This window comes from Nocardia sp. NPDC004415, from assembly GCF_053602435.1.
The window spans coordinates 122,268-140,719 of sequence record NZ_JBSGDP010000008.1 but is presented as its reverse complement, the minus strand read 5'-3'; the positions used below and the strand labels follow the sequence as shown (position 1 = coordinate 140,719).

Sequence of the window (18,452 nt, the reverse complement as noted above, 5' to 3'; positions counted from 1 at the left end):
TCGGCGAAGGTGTTTAGTGGGGGGGGGGGCGCGGGGGGGGGGGCGCCCCCTTACGCCCGCCGCCGGGGGGGCCTTATCTGCGGCTGCGCCGTGACGTCTCGCCCCTCGGACGCGAGGCGGGCCGCACACCGTGGTGGTCGGGGAATGTTGCACTCTGGATGCTTCCCGAGATACATCGGTAGAATTTCGACGGGTGCTCTGCCCTTGGAGGGGGTGACTTCGCGTGTTGCGCAAAGGCGACGTGTTCGCCGGGTACACGATCCGGCGTGTACTGGGTCAGGGCGGCATGGGCGTGGTGTATCTGGCGCGTCATCCCCGGTTGCCCCGGCTGACCGCGCTCAAACTGCTCAGCCGTGAGCTGTCGGCCGATGCCGAGATCCGGCAGCGTTTCGAGCGCGAGGCCGATCTGGTCGCCCAGCTCGAGCACCCGAACATCGTCAATGTCTACGACCGCGGCACCGAGGACGACCAGCTCTGGATCTCCATGCAGTTCGTGGCGGGCACCGATGTGGCGACCGCCGACGTCAACGTGCTGACCCCGGACCGCGCCGTGCAGATCGTGAGCGAGACCGCGACCGCGCTGGACTTCGCGCACGCGGGCGGGGTGCTGCACCGGGACGTGAAACCGGCCAACATCCTGCTGGCCAAGCCGCCGATCGGCCGCCCGGAACGGGTGGTGCTCACCGATTTCGGCATCGCGGCCGTGCGCGACAGCGAGACCACCCTGTCCTCGGCGGGCACGATCACCGCCACCCTGGCCTACGCCGCCCCCGAACAGCTCGCCGGGGCGCCGCTGGATCATCGCGCCGACCAGTACTCGCTGGCCTGCACGCTGTTCTGGATGCTGACCGGCTCGGTGCCGTTCCCCGGCCCGAATCCGGCCACCGTCATCCAGGCGCACCTGAACGCCCCGGTGCCGCCGCTGCGCAGCCAGCGCGGTGACCTGCCCGGCACCCTGGACGCCGTACTGGCCAAGGCCACCGCCAAACGGCCCGACGCGCGTTTCGCCAGCTGCGCGGAGTTCGCGCAGGCCGCCAAGGCGGCACTGTTCGCCGCGCCGGGTCCGTGGCATCACCGGCCGCAGCCCACCGCCACCGGCGTCGTCCTGCGCGCCCGCGAGCAGTATCCGCAGCCCACCGGGTACGCGCGGCCGAACACGCCGCCGCAGCCCTATCCCCAGGTGTCCCCACCGCCGCCGGTGACGCCCGCGCAGCCGCATCCGCACGCCGCGCGTCCGCCGTCGGCTCCGGGGCGCCGGGTCGCGCCGCGACCGGCGACCATCGATTTCCCCGGTGGGCGTAACCATCCCGGGTTCATCGTGCCGCCCCAGCCCCGTCGTCCGTCGTGATCGAGGCACCGGTCGGCGTCCCGACCGGCTGCTAAGGTTTCGTTGATTTTCCCGTGGCGGGCCACCCGGCCGCGGCTTTCGTGCTGTACGCGCGTGCGCTGGTGGGTCCCGGCGCACGGCGGGAAGTGGAGCAGACATGCTGGCCAACGGAGATGTCTTCGCCGGCTACGTCATCGAACGGCAACTCGGTCGCGGTGGCATGGGTTCGGTCTATCTGGCCAAGCATCCCCGGCTACCCCGGATGACCGCGCTCAAGCTGCTCAACCGCGAGATGTTCTTCGATCAGGAGGTGCGGGCGCGGTTCGAGCGGGAGGCGGATCTGGTCTCGCGCCTGGATCATCCGAACATCGTCACCGTCTACGACCGCGGTCTCGACGACGAACAGCTGTGGATCTCCATGCAGTTCATCGACGGCGTCGACGCGGCCTCGGTGGACCCGCAGACGCTGCCGCCCGCCCGCGCGCTGCAGATCGTCAAGGAGACCGCCGACGCGCTGGACTACGCGCACGGCATGGGCGTACTGCACCGCGACGTGAAGCCGGCCAACATCCTGCTCGCCCGCTCCGGCGCGGGCCGCGGCGAACGGGTGTATCTCACCGACTTCGGTATCGCCCGATTGCGTGACGACACCGGCCATCTCACCCAGACCGGCACCTTCACCGCCACCCTGGCCTACGCCTCCCCCGAGCAGCTCACCGGCGCCGCGCTCGATCACCGCTCCGATCAGTATTCGCTGGCGTGCACCCTGTTCTGGCTGTTCACCGGCTCGGGTCCGTTCACCGCGACCAATCCGGCCGCGGTCATCCAGGGCCATCTGCAGCAGCCGCCGCCACCCCTGAGCAATGTGCGGCCCGGCCTGCCCTACGCCCTGGACGCGGTGCTGGCCAAGGCCATGGCCAAGCGCCCCGACGACCGCTTCGACTCCTGTTCGGACTTCGCGACCGCCGCGCTGGCCGCGCTGAACAATCCGAGCTCGCCCGCCCTCCCGATCACCGGCCCGCGCCCCGGCACCGGCGGCGCGCATCCGCTGGCAGGCGGCCCGCAACCCACCACCGGCGGTGCCTACCCGCAGACCGGCGGCGCGTATCCGCAGACCGGTGGCGCCTACCCGCAGACCGGCGGCCCGCGTCCCACCACCGGCGGCGCGATTCCGCAGACCGGCGGCCCGCGCCCGACCACCGGCGGCGCCATCCCGCACACCGGCTCGCCGTACCCGGTGGCCGCGCCGATGACGGGGGCGGGCACCCAGGGCCCGATGACCGCCAATCAGATGCCCACCCCGCAGTCCACGGGTGGCGCCCAGCATCCCTACACCCAGCAGTCGCGGCCGCAGTACCCGACGCCGCCCACCGCGCCGCCGAGCAACTTCGCCCAGTACCCGCAGGGTCCGCGCCCGCCGGGCAAGTCCAACAACGGGCTGATCATCGGCATCGTGGTGGCGGTGCTGCTGGTGATCGTGCTGCTCATCGCGATCGGCGTGGCCGTCAGCGACGACAAGTCCACCACCACCGGCTCCACCACGACCAGCGTGGTGGCGGGCAAGCAGGTGACGCCGAACGCCGACGCGATCAGCGCCGCGTTCAGCCGGATGGTGCCCGCGACCGTCGACGGCGAGACCGGCTACAACCAGGCCACCTGCTGGGAGACCGACACCAACTACACCCCCTCGGCCAATGACGGCGACCCGGATTTCGGTGCGTGGGTGTGGCAGTGGCGCTGCTACGACGGCGGCGGCGGTTCCGGTGACGACCCGTTCTACCGGTTCTACGTCTACAACTCCGCGGCCGACGTGCAGGCGGTGATCAACGGCCTGCCGTCCAACACCAAGTCCACCGACAGCAACGGCGGCAAGCAGTACACCAACTACAAGTACACCGACAACGGGAACAAGATCATCACCCAGTTCACCGGCGATCCCGATCGCGCCCAGTTCCTGATGTTCACCGACGGTTACGGCGACCCCGACGACGTGCTGCGCTGGTGGCGCTCGGCACCGTTGAACTGACGATGCGCGACGAGACCGGCGTGTTCGCCGGCTACACCATCGAGCGGCTGCTCGGCCGCGGTGGCATGGGTTCGGTCTACCTGGCCCGGCATCCGCGCCTGCCCCGGCGCACCGCGATGAAGCTGCTGAACAGGGAACTGTTCGGCGACAACGAGATCCGGGCACGGTTCGAGCGCGAGGCCGATCTGGTCGCCCAGCTCAAGCACCCGAACATCGTGACCGTCTACGACCGTGGCGTCGAGGACGATCAGCTGTGGATTTCGATGCGCTACATCGAGGGTTCCGACGCGGCGTCGCTGCCGGTGCCGGTGGACCCGGCGCGGGCGGTGCGCATCGTCGCCGAGACCGCGGCGGCGCTGGACTTCGCGCACAGCCGCGGGGTGCTGCACCGGGACGTGAAACCGGCCAACATCCTGCTCGAGCAGGCGCACGGCGGCGAGCGGGTGTATCTCACCGATTTCGGTATCGCGCGCCTGCACGACGACACCGCCGCCAAACTCACCCAGACCGGAACCTTCACCGCCACCCTGGCTTTCGCCTCGCCCGAACAGCTCTCCGGCATCGCCCTGGACGGCCGCGCCGACCAGTACTCGCTGGCCTGCACCCTGTTCCGGCTGCTCACCGGCACCACGCCGTTCGAGTCCGGCAACCCGGTCGCGGTCATCTCCGGCCACCTACAACTCCCCCCGCCCAGCGCCCGCGCCCTGCGCCCCGAACTCCCGCCTGCCCTCGACGCGGTCATCGCCCGCGCCATGGCCAAGCGCCCCACCGAACGCTTCGCCACCTGCGTGGAATTCGCCACCGCCGCCGCACAGGCCCTCGCCGGCGCCCACCCCTTCCCCGCCTCGGCCCCCACCCGCACCTATCCCCCGAACTCACCCTTCACCCCGGCCCCGGGCTACCCGATCCCGAACACCGGCGGAATCCCCACACCGGGCGCCTGGCCCGCGGCAGGCCCCGAATCCTGGCCCGCGGGCGCCGTTTCCGGCCCCGGCCAGTCGTGGGCGAGCAACGGCCAGGCGCCCAGCAACTCCTGGCCGGGGCAGCACGTCCCCGGAAACGCGCGCGCGGGACAGCATTTCGCCGAAGCGGACGGGAACGGCTCGGGCCGGAAGTCGGTCGCCGAGTCCTACCTCGGCCCGAAGCGGAAGTCACGCTGGCAGGCCACTCCCGGCGGGTGGATCGCGATGATCATCCTGATCGCGCTGGTCGTCCTGTTCGCCGTGAAGATCCTGACCATGTCCTCGGACGACAATGCCTCGGCCGCGGCGGCCAACGAAACCGTGGACAGCACAACCACTTCCGTCACCACCGTCGGCCGGCGGACCACCACCACCGCGCCGACGACCGCCGACCGCGCAGTGATCGGCGCCAACGCGGCCCAGCTCAGCGACGAGTTCCCTGGCATGCTGCCGCACACCACGGCCAGCACGCTGGTGCACGCGGGCTCGGGCTTGGGCGGTGCGGGCTGTTTCGCCTACGACCCGGCCACCGCGAGCCGCGACGGCGACGATGCCGACATGGGCGACTGGTCGGTCATGTGGCGCTGTTTCGGCGGCGGCAACAAGGCCACCTACGAGTTCTTCCTCTACCCGTCGGCCGACGCGGCGGCCGCGACCGTCGCCGCCCTGCCCGCCAACGACGCCCACCCCACCGTGCATACCGGACGCGACTACACGAACTTCGTGCTGCACGACAGCGCCGCGCGCTCCCCGCGCATGGTCACCCGCTTCGACGCCGACCCCGCCCGCGCCGCGATGCTCATGTACAGCCGGGGTTTCATCGCCGACGAGGCCGAGATGCTCGCGTGGTGGCACGCGGCGCCGCTGGTCTGAGCGCGGACTCACGCCGAGGCGGGAACCAGCCTGTGGTTCACGAAGTCACACACCGCCTCGAACCCGATGGCCCGGTAGATCTTGTTCGAGGACCACATCCCGGCTTCGATCTGCCGTTCGGCGACCGCACGGGAGATGCTGCGCGAGGATTCCGTCTCCGCCGCGAATTCCTGGGTCATCCGCAGGCACCACGCGAGATCGGCGGCCGTCGCCGGACGGGGTTCGCCGGGGGCCGTGGGCTGGTGCGGGGTGTTCAGGGCATAGAGGCGCGCGGTGTAGTCCGGGTGGTGGGTGCCGCCGGTGGTCGCCGACCAGCGCGCGAGGAAGGCGTCCACCGACGCGGCCGGTCCTTCGACACAGGTGAGCGGCCCGTCCAGGGCGGACAACGCGTCGGCCACGGCCGGAATACCCGGCGCCGGAACGACGGTCAGGAACCGGGCCGCGTCCGTGGTGATGTCGACGTGCACCCTGTCGACGGTAGGCGCCCCCGGCGGGACTCGCAGCCGGTTTTCGGTGCCGCTCAGGGGGTTTCGAGCACGTCCCGATCGGTGCGTAGCTTCAGCAGGATCAGGCCCGCCGTGCAGGCCAGGATCAGGCCCGCGACGGTGATCTCCACGTGCAGCCCGGCCAGGCCGAGCCCGGCGCCGACGAGTCCGCCGACGAAGAACAGCCAGCCCAGGACCCGGGCCACGACGACGAACCCACGGTTGCCCGACGCGGTCGACAGTGCCTGCTGCAACGGCGCCGCGGCGGCCGAATCATGGTTCATCGCCGCCTTTTCCAGCCGGGATGTCGAGTAAGCTCCCATCAGATTCTCCCTCGATGACGCCGATCAGATTCTTGCGTCGCGCAGCTTCGCGCGTTCAGGGGTTTCGTTCCGGGCGTCTCATGCGTAACTTTGCTCACACACGCTACGACTCGGGGACGCCGAACGCGCGCGACACGTCCCCACGACACGCCGAAGAGATCAATCCGATATGTGGACCGTCACCATTTAAAATGCGCTGTTTCGGCCGTCCTGCACTACTGTGAGGCGACTCGAAGCCGACGAGGAGTAGTAGGCGATGGATGACAGCAGGGCCAAGATCGTAGGTCCGGCGATCGCTGTTGGCGCGGTGTCGCTCGGACTGATCATCATCGGTGCGTGCGGTGTCGGCCAGCAGGACGTCTATGTTCCGCCCCCGCCGATCGAGGCGGAGCTGGCGGTGGCACCGGCCCCGGTCGCCGACGAGCAGACCACCTCGACGAGCTCGACCGTCTCGATCCCGCCGTCGCCGAGCTGGCGCATCGCACCGCAGATGTCACCGCGGAAGCCGTTCAGCCTCAGCTCCACCGAGACCTCCCCCAGCGAACCGCCCGCCGAGGGCGAACCGACCGAGGGTTCCCGGCCGTCCGAGGCGACCACCGAATCGCACCCGCCGGAGACCACCACCGTCGAGGACCAGCCGGTGACGACCACCCGGCCCCGCGTCACCACCACCCGCCCCACCCCGACGCGCACCGTCCCACCCCGCATCACCACCCCGTTGCAGATCCCGACGCCGGACGACGAGGACGAGGAAGTCACCATCCCCGACTTCCCGCCCACCCACGCCTACGACCACGCGACGACCGATCCCGCCGACACCGGCACGACCCCGGTCCCGGCCGAAACCACCCCCCGGCCCACCCCCACCCGCGTTCCCCTCGCCCCCACCGAGGCGACCACCACCCCGCGCGCCGACGGCTGACAGCACGATGGTGCGCACCCGGGGCCGGGCACGCACCATCGGTACCGAACGCTAGAGCTGCGGCAGGTCGTAGGAGCCGACCCGGTCGGCCAGCACCCGGCGATGTTCCAGCGCGCCACCGAGGGTCTGCCCGATCGCGGTCAGCCGGGCGACGTAGTGGCTCACCGGATATTCCGCGGTGACGCCGATACCGCCGTGCATCTGTACCGCCTCCTGCCCGATGTGCTCGGCGGACTTGCCGATCTGCAGCCGCGCGCGCGAAGCCACCACCGGGTCGTTGCCGCCGTCGGCCAGCGCCGCGGTGGCGTAGAGGCTCATGCTGCGGGCCAGTTCCAGCGAGACGTAGCAGTCGGCCGCGCGCTGGGTGAGCGTCTGGAACTTCGAGAGCGTGACGCCGAACTGCTTGCGGGCCTTGAGGTATTCGGTGGTCAGCGTGAGCGCGATCTCCATCGCGCCCACCGACTCCGCGCACAGCGCCGCCTGCGCGTAACCCTGCACCAGCGCAATCTGCTCGGCCGCGTCGACGGTGTCGCCGAGCAGTTCACCCGGGGCGCCGTCGAGTTCGACCTGCGCGCCGCGGCGCCCGTCGAAGGTGCGGTAGGTGCGCCGGACCACCCCGGCGCCGGTCGGGTCGACCAGGAACAGCCCGACCCCGCCGCCCGGCAGCACCGCGCTGACGATCAGCTCGTCGGCGCAGTCACCGCGCAGCACCGGGTTCTTCACGCCGGTCAGCGTGTAGGAATCGCCCTGGCCGCTCGCGGTGGTGGCGAGTTCGGTGGACGGCCAGCGCTTGCCCGGCTCGGTGTGGGCGAAGGCGAGCAGCTTCTCCCCCGCGGCCAGCGCGGGCAGCAGCCGGGACCGCTGCTCGGGACTGCCGACCAGTTTGAGCAGTTCGGCCGGGATCACCACCGCGTCCAGCACCGGTTCCGGTGCCAGCGCGCGGCCCAGCTCCTCCTGCACGAGCATGGCCTCGACCGGGCCCGCGCCCGCGCCACCCTCGTCCTCGTCGATGGTCAGGCCGAGCACGCCCAGGTCGGCGAGCTGCTTCCAGACGGTGCGGTTCCAGCCGGGGTCGGTGTCACCGGCCTTGGCCAGCGCCTCGCCGTCGTAGAAGCGGCGCAGCAGATCGCGCACGGTGTCGCGCAGCATCGTCTGTTCTTCGGTCAGTGCGAGATCCATGGCAGCGCCTCACAATCCGAGGATCGTGGAGGAAATGATCGAGCGCTGGACCTCGCTCGAGCCTCCGTAGATGGACACCTTGCGGTAGTTCAGATAGCCGGGACCGCTGTGCTGGGCCCACGGCGGGGAGGCGATGCCCTCGGCGTCCACCGGCAGCGCGTCGGCGCCGGCGATGTCGAGCAACAGTTCGGTGGCCGCCTGCTGCAACTCCGAGCCGCGCAGCTTGAGCACCGAGGACGCCGGATTGGGCTTGCCGTCGGCGGAATTGGACACCACCCGCAGCTGGGTGAGTTCCAGGGCCAGCAGCTCGTTCTCCAGCTCGGCCACCCGGGCGGCGAAGACGGGATCGTCGAGCAGCGTGCCGTGCCCGGTGCTCACCGAGCGGGCGTGGTCCTTGGCCAGACCGATCTTGACCTTGGTCTTGCCGACGCCGGTGATGGAGGTGCGCTCGTTGCCGAGCAGGAACTTGGCGTAGGTCCAGCCCTGGTTCTCCTCGCCGACGAGCTGGTCGGCGGGCACCCGGACGTTCTCGAAGAACACCTCGTTGACCTCGAAGCTGCCGTCGATCAGTTTGATCGGGCGCATGGTGACACCGGGAGAGTTCACGTCGAAGAGCAGGAAGGAGATGCCCGCCTGTTTCTTGGGCGCGTTCGGGTCGGTGCGGACCAGGCAGAAGATCCAGTCGGCGTACTGGCCCAGCGTGGTCCAGATCTTCTGGCCGTTGACGATGTAGGAGTCGCCGTCGCGGATGGCGGTGGTGCGCAGCGAGGCCAGGTCGGAGCCCGCGTCGGGTTCGGAGAAGCCCTGGCACCACCAGATGTCGAGCGCGGCGGTGGGCGGCAGGAAGCGCTGCTTGAGCTCCTCGGAACCGAACTGGGCGATGACCGGGCCGACCATCGAGGCGTTGAAGGTCAGCGGCTCGGGCACCGAGGCCAGCTGCATCTCGTCGAGCCACAGGTGGCGCTGCATGGGCGTCCAGTCCTTGCCGCCCCAGGCCACCGGCCAGTTGGGCACGGCCAGGCCGTGGTCGTTGAGGATCTTGTTGGCGGTGACGATGTCCTCGCGGGACAATTCGTGTCCGTATTTCACCCGGTCGCGGATCTCGGCGGGGATCTCGGTGCGATAGAACTGCCGGAGCTCGTCACGAAAAGCGAGCTCTTCGGGGGACAAGGCCAGCTTCATACGGGTCTCCCAGCGTCTCGTAGCCGTCGAGGGAAAACCTACCCCTTGGTAAACCCGGATGTCGACTACATCACACCCATCGCACGCCCGGCTCGGCCGCGTCATCGGTGGTCTACGGGCCCGCCGACGACCTGGTACGTTGCCAGACGGGCCGGGGAACCGGCGCGGAGCATCCATCGAGGAGTACGGGTGAACGGCAGATCCATCGCAGGTAGGGCGGCGACGGTCACCGCGGCGAGCATCGGCGCCCTGGCGCTGCTGACGGCACCGGCGAGCGCCGCGCCACTCGAGGACGGCCTCACCCACCTCACCGAGATCGCCGGGGAGGACACCGCCACCCGGGCCGGGGTCGGCGCGCTGACCAGCTTCACCGAGATCGTCGGCGGGGACGCGCTGCGCGAGGTCGCGGCCCAGTTCACCCCCTTCAGCTACGCCGCACCGACTTTCGGCTGCGGCAGCAACGGCCCGATCACCACGATCATCGCCGCCGCCACCTACGAGGGCCCCGGCCCGCGCGACGAATTCAGTCTCACCCCCGGTGACATGCGCTTCAGCGCGAGCCCGCGCCATTCCGGTGTGCCGCTGGCCTCGGGCCTGAGCGTGGCCTGGGTGAATGTGAACACCGGGCACAGCGGCATCGTCGCCCTCGACGACCAGACCGAATACCACCTGCCCTCGCTGTCGAAGACCGTGCACACCGGTGCCGGAACGGTGATCGCCTCGATGTGGGGCGCCATCGACTACCCGGGCGCGCGCTGCGTGATGACCCCGACCGTGGGCACCTTCGTGGTCCCGGATCTGCCGGTGCAGCAGACCGAGGCCCCCGCGGCCCCGCCCACCCCCGAACCTATCAGCCCCGGCTCGGGCGAATCGAACTCCGGCGGACCGAACACCTCCAAGGCCCCGGCACCCGAAACCCCCGCTCCCGCACCGGCTCCGGCCCCCGTCGAGACGACGACACCCTCGCCCGCACCGGCCGCGCCGAGCGCGCCGTCGGCGGTGACCGTCGACGGCTGACCGACGCGGAGTCCCGCAGGGTTCAGCCCTGGGGGCGGATACGCAGGACGGTGCCCTCTTCCGAACCCGCCAGCAGCGCCGACGGATCGGCCGGATCGGCGACCACCGCGGTGAGCGGCTGGGTGGACAGCACAGTGCAGGCCGCGCCGGTGACCGGGTCGACGCGCACGAGGTGGCCCGCCAGCGTGGTGACGTAGAGGTCGCCGTCGCGCACGACCAGGTCGTCGACGAAGTCGGGCAGGGAGCCGAGCGAGGTCAGGTCGGCGATGGTGGTGCTGTCGGCGGGGTCGGTGCGCGACAGGCGCAGCACGCGCCCGACGGGACCGGACCCGGCGACGAAGTTCGCGGTGACGTAGACCGAATCACCGGACACGGCAATGCCGTTGGGGCCTTCGACGGACACGTCGGCCCACCAGTCCATGTCCTCGCTGCCGTCGCGGCGCAGGCGGTGCACACCGTCGGAGGCGGTGACGTAGAGGTTGCCCGCGTCGTCGAAGGCGGCACCGTTGGGGTGCGCGAAACCGGTCGCGAAGGAGGTCGGTGTGGGGTCGGCGGCGGCCGGGTCGAAGCGGACGATGCCGCCCGCGCCCGCCAGCGGCGAATTGCCGGTGACCACGTAGAGCAGCCCGTCGGGGCCGAGGCGGACCGCGCCGGGCGAGGGCACCGCGACGGTGCCGGTGAGCCTGCCGTCGCCGTCGTACCGCTGCACCTCACCGCGCATGACCCGGGCGACCCACAGGTTCCCGGCGCCGTCGATGCCGAAGTTCTCCGACCAGTCCAGCAGCGGCACGGCCGACCGGATGGCGATGTCCTCGCGGGCCTGCGCGCAGGAGGCCACCGGCGCCGCGCTCGCGGGCCCGGTGCCGATCGAGGCGGTGGTCACCACGGCCGCGCCGACGACGACGTGGGCGACGCAACGACGGATCGACAACATGCACAAACCTCGACTCTGTTGACTCAGTTCGACGCGGGAAGTGTAGCGGCTCCGGCGCATCGATGGTGAGCGCACTCTGCACTCCGGATCAGCCTCGCACGCGGCAGCTTGCACGGCGAGTCCCGCACGGACTGATCTTGTCGCACAGGACGATTCGGCGACCAGGCCGCTGTGTCACAAGAGCGCGTCCCGAAATCCGGTGCACTGCCCCTACGCTCACCGCGGCCGGGACGGCCATAATCGAGCGGTGCCCTCTTTCGACAGCGCCCGCGGCCGCCTGCACTACCGGCGGTGGTCGCTCGCGCGGCCTGCGGCCACAGTGGTGCTGCTGCCGGGCACGGGCCAGCACAGTGGGCACTACCACCAGTTCGCCGCCGCGCTGGGCCGGGCCGGGATCGAGCTGTGGGCCCTCGACACCTCCGGGCAGGGCTTGAGCGAGGGCGATCCGGACGCGCCGGGCACCCTGGACGAGCTCGCGGGCGATGCCCGCGGATTGCTCGCCCTGGCACACGCCGCGCACGAGCGCGCGCCGGTGCTGATGGGCCATTCGCTCGGCGCGGCCACCGCGCTGACCGTGGCGGCCACGGCGCCACCCGATCTCGCCGGACTCGTGCTCTGCGGCACTCCACGCCGCGGCACCGAGATCACCCCGGACCCCGCGCGAGCGGTCCTCGCGGTGCACGGCGTGGACGATCGGCGGGCGCCGATCGATGTGATCCGGCTATGGACAGCGCGCCACGGATCGGTAGATTTGCGCGAGTACGCCGACGCGGGCCACGACCTGCTGCACGAACCGGTGCGAGGGCGCGTGGCGGCCGATATCGCGCAGTGGGTACTCGCCACGCGGCGATGACGACGAAGGGGGAAACGGTGCAACCGAATCGAACGGGGCTGCCGAACACGGCCGCACTGGGCACGGCCGTCGACGAGGGCGGGCTGTGGATCGACGGCGTGCTGGTGGCCGACGGCGCACCCGAGCGGTGCGCGCTGCGCTACGAGCGGCTGGCCGACGCGGTGGAGGCCCAGTTGCGGGTCCTCGGCGCGGCGCAGACCCTGCCGGGCTTCGGTGGGCTGGCCTCCGGCGCCGCGCTGCGCACCGGCTTCGAGTCCAAGACCGGCGACGCGCTGGATCAGCTGCGGGCCTACGCGCGCACCGCGCGCGAGCTGGCCACGGTGTTCCGCGCGGCCGGTGCGGCCTACCGCGAGAACGATCAGGCACTGGCCGCCGCGCTCGACCGCCAGGGGGACGGCCATGCGTAAGCTCTCCGGCACCGATCCCGACTACGCGCCGGTGGTCGAGGTCTTCGACAATCTCTCGCACGCCGAGATCCACCAGGCCGTGCAGCAGCTCGACCCGGCCGCCCTGGCCGCCGCGGGCGACGCCTTCCTCACCACCGCCACCGGGCTCGGCGACGAGGTGGACAACGCGCACGGCGAGATCCGCGCGGCACTGGCCGACGGCTGGCGCGGCGGCGCCGCCCAGCAGGCGGTGGACGCGGTGAGCGAGTTCGAGCAGGCGGGCAGGCGCATCGCCGATGTGCTCACCGCCGTCGGCGTGCGGCTGGCCCGCGCGGGTGACGCCGCCGAATCCGTGCGCGCCGCCATCGCCGAACCCGATGCGGCGCAACCCGATCCGTCCGCGGCGCTGCTGGACTCCCAGCAGGCCGCCGACAACGCCACCCTGGTGCGCGGGGCCGAGAACGCCCGGCTCGACGCGGTGCGGGCGATGGAGACCATCTACGGCGGCGCCCTGGTACCGACGGGCTCGGGTGTGCCGTCGTTCCCCGTCCTCGACACCGCGGCGGGCACCGCGCCCGGCACCGGCACCACCCTCACCGGCGCTACCCCGGCGGTCACGCTCACCGGCGCGAACCCGTCCACGACGGACCCGTCGACGACCACCACCGGCGAGACCCAGGTGGCCGGCGTGGTCACCGTGCTCCCCGCCGACCCCACCGCACCCACCCAGGGCCAGCCGCAGACCCCCTCGACCACCCCGGCGACGACTTCCGCCCCGGGCACGGTCACCGCTGCCGCCGCGCCGGCCGTACCGGCCACCACCCAGCCGGGCGGCGTGGTCACAGCCTCTGGCACGACCTCTACCACGACCTCGGGCACGGGACCGTCCGCCGGAACCCCTGGCACCATCGCGGGCTCGCTCCCGGGCGCCGACTCCCGCACCCGCCGTGACCGTTCCGGAAAACCGGCCGACACCTCCGGCACCGGCGCCCCCGCCGACGGTTCCCCCACGACGGTCCTCGGCGGCGACCAGACTCCGGAACACGGCACAACACGCCCCGGCGATGCCACCGTGGCTGCCGCGACAGACCAGCATCCGGGCGACGACACCGGGACCGCCGCCACCGACGCGCGCCCGGAGCGCGACGCCACCAGCGCCGGGGGCGAGGCCGCCGCCGGAATGAGCGCGGGCGCGATCGGCGGGCTCATGGGTGGTGCCATCGCCGCCGACAATCAGCGCTCCCCCGGCGGCCCCCGCCATCCCGCGCCGCCGGAGGAACCCGACGACGAGGACGACGAGTTCCTGCGGTTCCTGGACGAGGAGCCGACCTACCTCGAGCCCGCCGACGAGGTGAACGCCCTGATCGGCCGGATGGAGCCGACCAGTCCCGCCGTGCTCGGTGAGTGGACCGAACGCGAGTGAACTGGCATGTCACCCCGGACCAGTTCGCGCTGGCCTGGACGCGCGTCGACGGCGACCGCATCCCGTATCCGCTCGCCGTCCGCGCGTCGGCTCGCGACACCGTCGAGCGCGCCGCGCAGCAACCCGCCCTCGAAGCCTGGTGTGCCCGCACGCTCGACGCGGATCTCGCGGCCGCGCTGCGGGTGCTGGCCGACCCGGAGATCCGCGTCGAGGTCTGCGGCCGCACCGCCGTTCCGGTGCGGATGCTCGGTGCGGTGAGCGCCGATATCGCGGTGCTCGCGGTGCAGGAGCCCGGCAGCGCCGAGGATCGCGGCGGCCCGCTCCACGTGCAGGTCGGCAGCACGAGACGGCTTGCCGCCCAGATCTTCTCGCGGCTACCCGCGCAGCGGCCCGGCAGTCTGCCGCGGCTCGGTGTCCCGGTCGCCAAGGTCCGCGAGGACAGCCGCGATCTGGTCACCGCGCCCGTCGCGGGTCCCTCCGACGCGGCGCGCGTGCGGCGGCTGCTGCAACGCCCGCGCACCGGCATCGGTCAGATCCTGGTCGCCGCGGGCCGCGAGAAGGACCCGTCCGGGGTGCTGTCGTGGATCGATGTGACCGGTGACGGCCGCTACCTCGTGCACACCGCCCACCGGGTCGACATCACCCCCGCCACCGCCGAATCCTGCGTCGACTGGCTGCGTCACCTGCTGCGCAACGTCTGATCCTTCCGGCTACGCGGTGGGTTCGGTTCCCAGGCGCAGGAATCCGTTGAGGGCCGACAGTTCCTCCGGGGTGTCCGGGAGGTATTCGGTGAGCAGCGGGGAGCGCAGGATGATCGCCTTCCACATCGCGCGGCTCAGGGTCGCGTGGATGACGGTGGGCGAGAGCAGGGCCCGCATGCCGAAGGGGGCGTCGGCGGGGGTCGAGGTGGTCATCGACAGCAGCACCACCGCCGCCTCACGCCCACGGAACCGGTCGGGGGTGCCGACCAGGACGTCCTCGATCTTGGCGCGCGCCAACAGGGTTCGGATGCGGGCCACCTGGGCGGCGTAGGGGGCGACCACGAACACGTCGTGCGGGTGCAGTTTGCGAGTGCGCCCGGCCGATGTCCAGGTCTCGCCGAGCAGCAGGCGCACCCGGCGCACCACCTCGCGGGCCTCGGCGTCGGCCTCGGTGGCATTGCCGCGATGCTCGACGAGCACAGTGCTCACCCCGGGCGCGATCCCGGCCAGATCGCGGGCGAGGGTGACGGTTTCGCTGGCGCGCAGCTTGCCGTCGTAGCAGCCCGCCGACACCGGCGCGCACACCGCCGGGTGCATGCGCCAGGTGCGGTCGAGGAAATAGCCGTAGGTGGCGGGCAGCGTGCGCGCGCCGTCGCACAGCCAGCCCAGCGCCGAGACCTGCACGGGCAGTGGGTGCGCCGCCTGGGCGCGCGGGGGCTGCGGGTCGCCGACGAGCAGCAGATTGCGCGCGCTCACCGCGACCGCGACGGTGTCGGGGACCGAGGTCTCCCCCGCGTCGGCGATCACCAGCAGGTCGAGGCTGCCGGGCAGGATCAGCGCGTCGTCGACGAAATCCGCCGGGGTACCGCCGATCACGCAGCCGTTGACGGCGTTGTCGAGGAAGCGCGGGTAGCGCGCGGCGTCGATGGCCGACCATTCCGGGCCCACCGAGGCCACGTCCTTCTTGGCCACCAGCTCGGGCAGCAGACCCGCCTCGACCACCGCGTCGAAGATCCGCTCGATCACCGCGTGCGACTGCGCCACCACACCGACCCGCCACCGGTGCCGGGTGACCAGCCGCTCGATGGCATGGCCGAGGGTGCCGGTCTTGCCGGTGCCGGGCGGTCCGTGCACGGCCAGGTAGGACGATTCCAGCGCGCCCACCGCGGTGGCCAGCGCGGCGGCCGGATCACCGTGCACCTCGGGCAGGGCCATGCCCTCGCGCAGGCGGGGCGGGCGGCGCAGCAGCAGGTCGTAGACGGCGTTCTCGGGGACCCGGGGCAGGGTCACCAGCAGGTTCTGGGCGGTGGACTCGAGCGCGGCCTCGATCTCGGCCTCGCCGTCGGGCGGGCCGGGGGCGATGGCGGCGGGCAGGTCGTCGTAGGACGGGCAACCCGCTGGCAGCAGTTCCTCCAGGCGGACGGTGTCGTCGAAGTCGGCGTCGATCGCGCAGCCGAGCACGGTGGCGGTGGCGGTGGCACGGCGGCCCAGGGTCTGGGTCATGCCCGCCGCGGCGGCACCGTCGTAGATGGTGACCATCTGGGTGCCGGGGGTGAGCGTGGCGCCGGTGCCGAGGCGGCCGGTGAGGGTCAGGTAGCGGCGCATGGTCGGAAGTTGCGGGGTGCGATGCCATTTGGTGTCGACGGTGCCGCGGTCGGCGATGAGCACGCCGGGCTCGTCGGCCCATTCACCGACCGGGAGGCCGAGCCGGTCGATGTGGGCCCACCAGCGTGGCTGACGTTCACGCCGGTGGTAGCCGAGTACGGCGGCGGTGAGCGCGGCGGCCCTGGCGGCGTCGCCGGTGCCCTCGGCGGCGAACTCGGTGAGCGCGGCCTCGAGCGAACCGGTGCGCAGCGAGGGCGGGAAATCGGCGGCGGCCACGGCGAACCGGCTGCCCGGCACCTCGATGCCCGCGCCTGCGGCCCGGTCGAGCAGCCAGTCACGCAGCGCGAGCACGGTGGCCGCGCGGCTGTGCGTGCCGGGCAGCAGGGCGGCCAGACCGGTGATGTCGTAGGACTGTTCGCCGATCAGCACGGCGGTGCGCACGATCGGCGCGAGGTCGACCAGGGCGCCCGCGGCCAGCAGCGCGTCGAGCAGATCAGCGCCCGCCCCGACCCGGCCGGACCAGTCCAGCAGCGCGGTGCGCACGGCCGAACCGTAGTGGTAGACACGCACTTCCGGGTTCGCGGCTCGGTGTTCGGCGATGATGTCGAGCAGTTCGTCGAGCAGCGCGGCGTCGGCCACCGGCGGGACCTCGGGCCGGTAGACGACGGTGTCGGCATCGGCCAGTTCGACGGTGCGCACGGCGCCGTGGTGGTCGAGGTCGATGATCAGGGCCAGGTCATCGGGGCACGGCGCGGGCAGCGCGCCGAGCACGGTCGCGTCGCGCAGCGCGAAGGTCGGTTCGCCGGTGCGTTCGCGGTGCAGCTGGATCTCGGCCTGACGGCGCAGGGCGTGCACGGTGCGCGGCGTCAGGCCCGGCACCGGGGTGCTGGTGGTGGCCAGCCGGTCGACGGTGAGCACGCCCGCTTCGCGCAGCCGGGCGCGCTGGGTGGGCCGGATTCCGGCCACCAGCAACAGGTCCCGCGCCGTCGCCACGGCCGTGCGGCAGATCGGGCAGTGCCCGCAGGCCAGGTAGCGCGGGTCGCCCCACTGCACCGGCAGCAGCTCGGCGAGTTTGTCCTCGATGATGTGCTCGACGCGCGCCCGCCGGGCCCGGTACAGCGGCGTGAGTTCGGCCGCCGCCGTGCGCTCTTCGCCGTGCGGGCCCGAAAGATACGCCACCGGATCGACACTCGCCCCCAGCGCCGCGAGTTCCTCAGCCACGGCGGCGAATTCGAGCCGCGCGCAGAGAGCCTCTAGCACCGGATCGGCGGGCGCCACCTGCACCGACGCGGCCACCCGCTCGAAGGGCGTCCGCCCCGCGACCACTTCCCGCCGCAGCGCGCGAGCCCCACCCGCACCGCCGAGCCGGGGTTCAGCACTCTCCGACCGCCCTTCACCCGCGGCACCCGACCTCGCGACACCCGCGTCCACCTGCCCGACACCACCGACACCGCCCGGCCTCGCGTCGCCCGCATCCACCTGCCCGACACCGCCGGACCTCGCGCCGCCCGCGTCCACCCGCCCGATGCCGCCGGGCCTAGCGTCGCCTGTGGCTCCCGCCCCAACTCGGCCGGCGGCCCCTTGCCATACGTTGCCGATATCTCCCGAGCCGGTCTCCGTACGTACGGATCCAGTTGCCGGAGAAGGACTCTGCGCATCGGAGCCGCCATCGAACCCACCGTGCCGGGCCGCGTCTCGCACCGCGCCGGGTGCGTTGGCCCAGGGGCGCTGCTCGGAGTGGAGCGGGCCGCCATCGTCCGCCGGGGTGCCCGGCCGGTCTGCCCAGCGCCCGTCGGGCGCGGCGCCGACCATCGCCGGGCGGCGCAGGCCGGCGGGTAGTCGGACCGTGTCGGAGCCGATGGACGCGTACATCGTGTAGCGGTCGCCAGTGCGCAGCAGCAGGTCGACCCCGCAGGCGAATCGGCCGTCGAAGAAGACGGCGCCGACGATCGCCTCGGCGCCGGAGCGGACCGCGTCGGCGGTGCAGGTGGCGGCGATGGTGAGCGCGGCGATCCGGGCGGCCGGGTCGGCGCCCGGGATCTCCGGGGACGGGATGCGGGTCAGGCGGGAACCGAAGTGGGCCGGCAACTCCGGAGCAGGCGGGCGCGAGCGCAGCAGCGGCGCAAGGGAGTCCGGTACGGCGGGCAGGTTGCCCAGGGCGGCGTCGACGGCCCGCAGAAGCGCGAACTCGCAGTTCGCCGCGCGTGCGAGATCCCCGACGGCACCGACCACCCGATCACCGGACACGAACAAC

General features: G+C 72.2%; 15 protein-coding genes. 9 read left to right on the top strand and 6 right to left on the bottom strand.

Annotation, left to right across the window (positions count from 1 at the left end; translation table 11 throughout):
* The first annotated feature begins 223 nt into the window (after positions 1-223).
* The 3 genes from ACWEMY_RS06445 to ACWEMY_RS06435 all read left to right on the top strand — a co-directional run bounded on the left by ACWEMY_RS06445 (position 224) and on the right by ACWEMY_RS06435 (position 5,188).
* Complete coding sequence (locus ACWEMY_RS06445) at positions 224-1,348, top strand: serine/threonine-protein kinase (protein WP_452389136.1); 1,125 nt, start codon at positions 224-226, stop codon at positions 1,346-1,348.
* A 136-nt stretch (positions 1,349-1,484) separates the two neighbouring features.
* A complete protein-coding gene (locus ACWEMY_RS06440) occupies positions 1,485-3,353 on the top strand; it encodes a protein kinase domain-containing protein (protein ID WP_452389135.1) in 1,869 nt (622 codons plus the stop codon).
* 2 nt (positions 3,354-3,355) lie between these two features.
* Positions 3,356-5,188, top strand: coding sequence for a protein kinase domain-containing protein (locus ACWEMY_RS06435; RefSeq protein ID WP_452389134.1), 1,833 nt, complete (start codon positions 3,356-3,358; stop codon positions 5,186-5,188).
* 8 nt (positions 5,189-5,196) lie between these two features.
* Here ACWEMY_RS06435 and ACWEMY_RS06430 read toward each other — a convergent pair whose 3' ends face one another.
* Both ACWEMY_RS06430 and ACWEMY_RS06425 read right to left on the bottom strand, forming a co-directional pair.
* Positions 5,197-5,655: a hypothetical protein gene (locus ACWEMY_RS06430; RefSeq protein WP_452389133.1), complete on the bottom strand. Its 459-nt coding sequence runs from the start codon at positions 5,653-5,655 to the stop codon at positions 5,197-5,199.
* Positions 5,656-5,708: 53 nt separating this feature from the next.
* Entirely contained in the window at positions 5,709-5,996 is a 288-nt protein-coding gene (locus tag ACWEMY_RS06425; RefSeq protein WP_452389132.1) for a hypothetical protein, read from the bottom strand.
* A gap of 256 nt (positions 5,997-6,252) precedes the next feature.
* Here ACWEMY_RS06425 and ACWEMY_RS06420 point away from each other — a divergent pair, with 256 nt between their 5' ends.
* Positions 6,253-6,918 carry a hypothetical protein gene (locus ACWEMY_RS06420; protein WP_452389131.1) on the top strand — a complete coding sequence of 222 codons (666 nt, stop codon included), beginning with the start codon at positions 6,253-6,255 and terminating at the stop codon, positions 6,916-6,918.
* 51 nt (positions 6,919-6,969) lie between these two features.
* Here ACWEMY_RS06420 and ACWEMY_RS06415 read toward each other — a convergent pair whose 3' ends face one another.
* Both ACWEMY_RS06415 and ACWEMY_RS06410 read right to left on the bottom strand, forming a co-directional pair.
* Complete coding sequence (locus ACWEMY_RS06415) at positions 6,970-8,097, bottom strand: acyl-CoA dehydrogenase family protein (protein ID WP_452389130.1); 1,128 nt, start codon at positions 8,095-8,097, stop codon at positions 6,970-6,972.
* Positions 8,098-8,106: 9 nt separating this feature from the next.
* Positions 8,107-9,279 (bottom strand): acyl-CoA dehydrogenase family protein, encoded by a 1,173-nt coding sequence (locus ACWEMY_RS06410; protein WP_452389129.1) that lies wholly within the window; start codon positions 9,277-9,279, stop codon positions 8,107-8,109.
* Between the two features lie 189 nt (positions 9,280-9,468).
* Between ACWEMY_RS06410 and ACWEMY_RS06405 the strand changes: the two genes are divergently transcribed.
* Positions 9,469-10,296, top strand: a complete 828-nt coding sequence (locus ACWEMY_RS06405) for a hypothetical protein (protein ID WP_452389128.1) — start codon at positions 9,469-9,471, stop codon at positions 10,294-10,296.
* A 22-nt stretch (positions 10,297-10,318) separates the two neighbouring features.
* Here ACWEMY_RS06405 and ACWEMY_RS06400 read toward each other — a convergent pair whose 3' ends face one another.
* Positions 10,319-11,230, bottom strand: a complete 912-nt coding sequence (locus ACWEMY_RS06400) for an SMP-30/gluconolactonase/LRE family protein (protein WP_452389127.1) — start codon at positions 11,228-11,230, stop codon at positions 10,319-10,321.
* A 247-nt stretch (positions 11,231-11,477) separates the two neighbouring features.
* Here ACWEMY_RS06400 and ACWEMY_RS06395 point away from each other — a divergent pair, with 247 nt between their 5' ends.
* From ACWEMY_RS06395 to ACWEMY_RS06380, 4 genes are read left to right on the top strand one after another with little or no spacing between them, the layout of a single operon-like run.
* Positions 11,478-12,083 carry an alpha/beta hydrolase gene (locus ACWEMY_RS06395; protein WP_452389126.1) on the top strand — a complete coding sequence of 202 codons (606 nt, stop codon included), beginning with the start codon at positions 11,478-11,480 and terminating at the stop codon, positions 12,081-12,083.
* 17 nt (positions 12,084-12,100) lie between these two features.
* Positions 12,101-12,490 (top strand): hypothetical protein, encoded by a 390-nt coding sequence (locus tag ACWEMY_RS06390; RefSeq protein WP_452389125.1) that lies wholly within the window; start codon positions 12,101-12,103, stop codon positions 12,488-12,490.
* Positions 12,483-13,892, top strand: coding sequence for a WXG100 family type VII secretion target (locus ACWEMY_RS06385; RefSeq protein ID WP_452389124.1), 1,410 nt, complete (start codon positions 12,483-12,485; stop codon positions 13,890-13,892). The genes ACWEMY_RS06390 and ACWEMY_RS06385 overlap by 8 nt, the downstream gene beginning before the upstream one ends.
* Entirely contained in the window at positions 13,889-14,593 is a 705-nt protein-coding gene (locus ACWEMY_RS06380) for an ESX secretion-associated protein EspG (protein WP_452389123.1), read from the top strand. The genes ACWEMY_RS06385 and ACWEMY_RS06380 overlap by 4 nt, the downstream gene beginning before the upstream one ends.
* A 9-nt stretch (positions 14,594-14,602) precedes the next feature.
* On the opposite strand, the gene ACWEMY_RS06375 is transcribed toward ACWEMY_RS06380, so the two are convergent.
* Complete coding sequence (locus ACWEMY_RS06375; RefSeq protein ID WP_452389122.1) at positions 14,603-18,445, bottom strand: DEAD/DEAH box helicase; 3,843 nt, start codon at positions 18,443-18,445, stop codon at positions 14,603-14,605.
* Between the last annotated feature and the right edge of the window lie 7 nt (positions 18,446-18,452).

What these genes read in the sequence shown, in the direction of transcription:
- ACWEMY_RS06440 (WP_452389135.1), top strand. Translation starts at nt 1,485, where the DNA reads ATGCTGGCCAACGGAGATGTCTTCGCCGGCTACGTCATCGAACGGCAA.
- ACWEMY_RS06435 (WP_452389134.1), top strand. Translation starts at nt 3,356, where the DNA reads ATGCGCGACGAGACCGGCGTGTTCGCCGGCTACACCATCGAGCGGCTG.
- ACWEMY_RS06425 (WP_452389132.1), bottom strand. Translation starts at nt 5,996, where the DNA reads ATGGGAGCTTACTCGACATCCCGGCTGGAAAAGGCGGCGATGAACCAT.
- ACWEMY_RS06420 (WP_452389131.1), top strand. Translation starts at nt 6,253, where the DNA reads ATGGATGACAGCAGGGCCAAGATCGTAGGTCCGGCGATCGCTGTTGGC.
- ACWEMY_RS06415 (WP_452389130.1), bottom strand. Translation starts at nt 8,097, where the DNA reads ATGGATCTCGCACTGACCGAAGAACAGACGATGCTGCGCGACACCGTG.
- ACWEMY_RS06410 (WP_452389129.1), bottom strand. Translation starts at nt 9,279, where the DNA reads ATGAAGCTGGCCTTGTCCCCCGAAGAGCTCGCTTTTCGTGACGAGCTC.
- ACWEMY_RS06400 (WP_452389127.1), bottom strand. Translation starts at nt 11,230, where the DNA reads ATGTTGTCGATCCGTCGTTGCGTCGCCCACGTCGTCGTCGGCGCGGCC.
- ACWEMY_RS06385 (WP_452389124.1), top strand. Translation starts at nt 12,483, where the DNA reads ATGCGTAAGCTCTCCGGCACCGATCCCGACTACGCGCCGGTGGTCGAG.